We start from the raw sequence: 2,897 nt of genomic DNA, 5'->3' as shown, positions 1-2,897 counted from the left end.
AACAAAAACTAAATTTTGTATAAAAGTTGTCGATGAAAACATGTGTTGTGCCAGTGCAAGTTCGAATTAAATTTACGTAAGCCATTATTATTATTTCTGCTGCTTTCCGAAAAAAATTTTCGCTCATTTTTTATGCCTACTTATACATTTAGGTATTTTCACATACATGTACTGCAAAAGCGTGTAATAATTACAAAATTAGATAGCGATTTGGGTAATTTCTCATTTGAATTGAATGTAAAATAACCTAAGCATGAATTCAAATAGGTTCTTTTCAAAACTCTCCTTAGTTTACAAACAGCAGAAATCAAATGCAGCAGAGTTGATAATTTTTTTTAAAGAATCAAGCAAAGCTTAGAGACTGCTTGTATTGATTGCRTTTTTCTCGAGCTAAACAAACTGCTCAAATAACTTTCATGATTTATTTTTCAGATTTTTAAATACGATTAAAAAAAAAAAAAAAGAAACTAGTTATTCGTTTTAAAATATTTAACATGGACCAAGTGGATTTGAACGTAGGAATTCCATTGCTAATTCAGGATCAAAATGAAACCATCGTTTATGTGGATAAATTTGGAGAAATTCAAGGATTGGTGGAAGAGGATGCAAATTTCATTGAAAAAAAAGACGAGTTAATGAAAGGGGAAGCCTTGCTGTACGAAAGTGATTCAATGAAAGAAGCAATTATTAACAGTGATTTTGTCGGTGATGAAACTTTTTCAATTGACAACGACGAAGGTGAAATATCAAGTGCGAAATCTAAAAATGAAATGAATGGATCCAAAGAGAATTTGACTGAAAATTTATTCGACAATAACAATCATAAAATGATTAACGAATCAGAAATTTATCTGAATTGTCAAATGATCAAACTGGCCGATGGAACAACTGCTTTCGTGGAAAATTCCAAAAGTGGAAAAAATGATGTTTACACTCCGATCAGGCTGTATAATGGTAGCATTATTTATGTCGTTTCCGGAACTTTGTTGAGCAATAATTTGGATGGTGCAAACAGTTGTGAAAATGTAGAGCAAGTGGAAAAAGCGGAATCCGTCGTTACTGAACAAAAGCAAGAAAAGAGCAAAGGATTTCAGTGCAGCTACAAAAATTGTAATAAAAGCTATACGAGTTTTCATCACTTGAAGGTACAGAAACGCATTGATTTCAAACCATGTTTGAGCGACCAAGCAAGTTTTTAATTTCACATTAAAAATTAAAATTCGAGAATAAATTTTCTAGCTTCATTAACCTGTTTTCGCGAGAGTCATTTTTTTTTTTTTTTTTAATTTAGCGAAAGTGATGAAGCGAAGAAAGTAATGCGCACTTAAAGAAGTGCATTTTATGGTACCCTCAGTTATGCCTAATCGTGAAAACATTGTAATTAATTTCAGGTACATTTAAGAGTTCACACCGGAGACAGACCATTTCGTTGTTCTGTCGAAGGATGCAACAAAGCATTTTCAACAGGTTTCGGATTAAAAACGCACATTCGCACTCACAATGGCGAGAGACCCTACACCTGTAATCATTTAAATTGCGAAAAAGGATTCAAAACTTCTGGTGACCTTCAAAAACATATTCGTACTCACACCGGTGAGCATTTTCTCTCTCTCTCTCTCCTCCCCCACCCAAAAAAAAAACTTCTCGCGGGATTTGGTTTAGAGAGAGTAAATTTCTTATTAATTTCAGGTGAAAGACCATTTCTCTGTCCCATTCCAAATTGCGGAAGATCATTCACCACTTGCAACATTTGTAAGGTTCACGTGAGAACCCACACGGGAGAACGACCCTATAAATGTACTTATCCGAATTGTGATAAAACCTTTGCTTCGGTGACAAATCAAAGAAATCACATGAGAATTCATTCCGGCGAAAAACCGTACGTCTGTTCCGTGGAAGTGAGTTTCCATTTTTTCTCTCCCCCTCCCCTTCCCTCTCTCTACCCCACCCCCTCCAGCCATTGCATTTTTCCACCCCGTCGAAATCGATTTTTCCTCATCGGTTATTCGGAAAAACGATGAATTGAAAACGATTTTTCATTTTTCAAGAAATGCGGTCGTCGATTCACGGAATATTCCTCACTCTACAAGCACAACATGGTTCATCGTCAGCAACCGCATTTGTGCCTGATTTGCGGGAAAACCTACAGGCAAGCATCGAGTTTGATGATGCACACGAAAACCGCGCACGGAGATCAAGAAACCTATTTAATGATAGACAAAAATTCGACCGCGAAAGAATCAAATCGGGAAGACGAAAAAACGGCAATTTTATTCGTCAACAACATTAAACTGGTAAGTTCTGAAGAGAAAATTTGAATTCTAATTTGAAAAAGATCGATGTGGGAAGTATTTGCAAAAGCATTCGTAATTCGTACCCTTTCGTGGTAACCGAAGCACCTTTGACCCATTCCCAAATTCAACATTCACATTTAATTAATTTCCCCTTATTAAATCATTAATTTCATTCGTTATTTGCGGAGATTTGCGCGTGAAAGAAATTTTTGTTCTTTTATTCTTTTCATTTTTTATTTTCTCCGTTTGTTTGTTTCGCAGGAAGATGGAGTTTTAGAAGATCCGTTGTTCACGGAATTTCGGGAATCGCCTCAGTTTAACGTCTGACGAAAAAAATTCGCAAATTTCAATTCGCGCCATTGATCGAATAAGAAAGAAAGAAAAACATTGACGGGGGGAATTTAAAAAAAAAAAATTAATTTTTTTCCTCCCTTCCCTCTCCCCTCCCCTTCCCCTCTTCAACCCCGCTTTTAAAATAATTTGCTTGCAGCCTTTGAAATTTCGAATTTTCGTTTTGCCGCGCGAAAAAAAAAAATTTTTTTTCCTTTTGTCTACGGCGAAACTAATTTAGAAAAAGAATGAAATTTTCAACAAAAAAATAAA

The 2,897-nt window shown here is 35.4% G+C and carries 1 protein-coding gene; it reads left to right on the top strand.

Translation table 11 applies throughout. The features are described 5' to 3' along the window. The first annotated feature begins 494 nt into the window (after positions 1 to 494). Positions 495 to 1,199, top strand: coding sequence for a hypothetical protein (locus BG74_RS06565; RefSeq protein WP_187202745.1), 705 nt, complete (start codon positions 495 to 497; stop codon positions 1,197 to 1,199). Positions 1,200 to 2,897 lie beyond the last annotated feature (1,698 nt).

The sequence above is a fragment of the Sodalis-like endosymbiont of Proechinophthirus fluctus genome, from assembly GCF_001602625.1.
GTDB lineage: Bacteria > Pseudomonadota > Gammaproteobacteria > Enterobacterales > Enterobacteriaceae.
Note: the sequence above shows the minus strand (reverse complement) of the source record. Positions and strands in the feature narration are given on the sequence as shown.

What these genes read in the sequence shown, in the direction of transcription:
- BG74_RS06565 (WP_187202745.1), top strand. Translation starts at nt 495, where the DNA reads ATGGACCAAGTGGATTTGAACGTAGGAATTCCATTGCTAATTCAGGAT.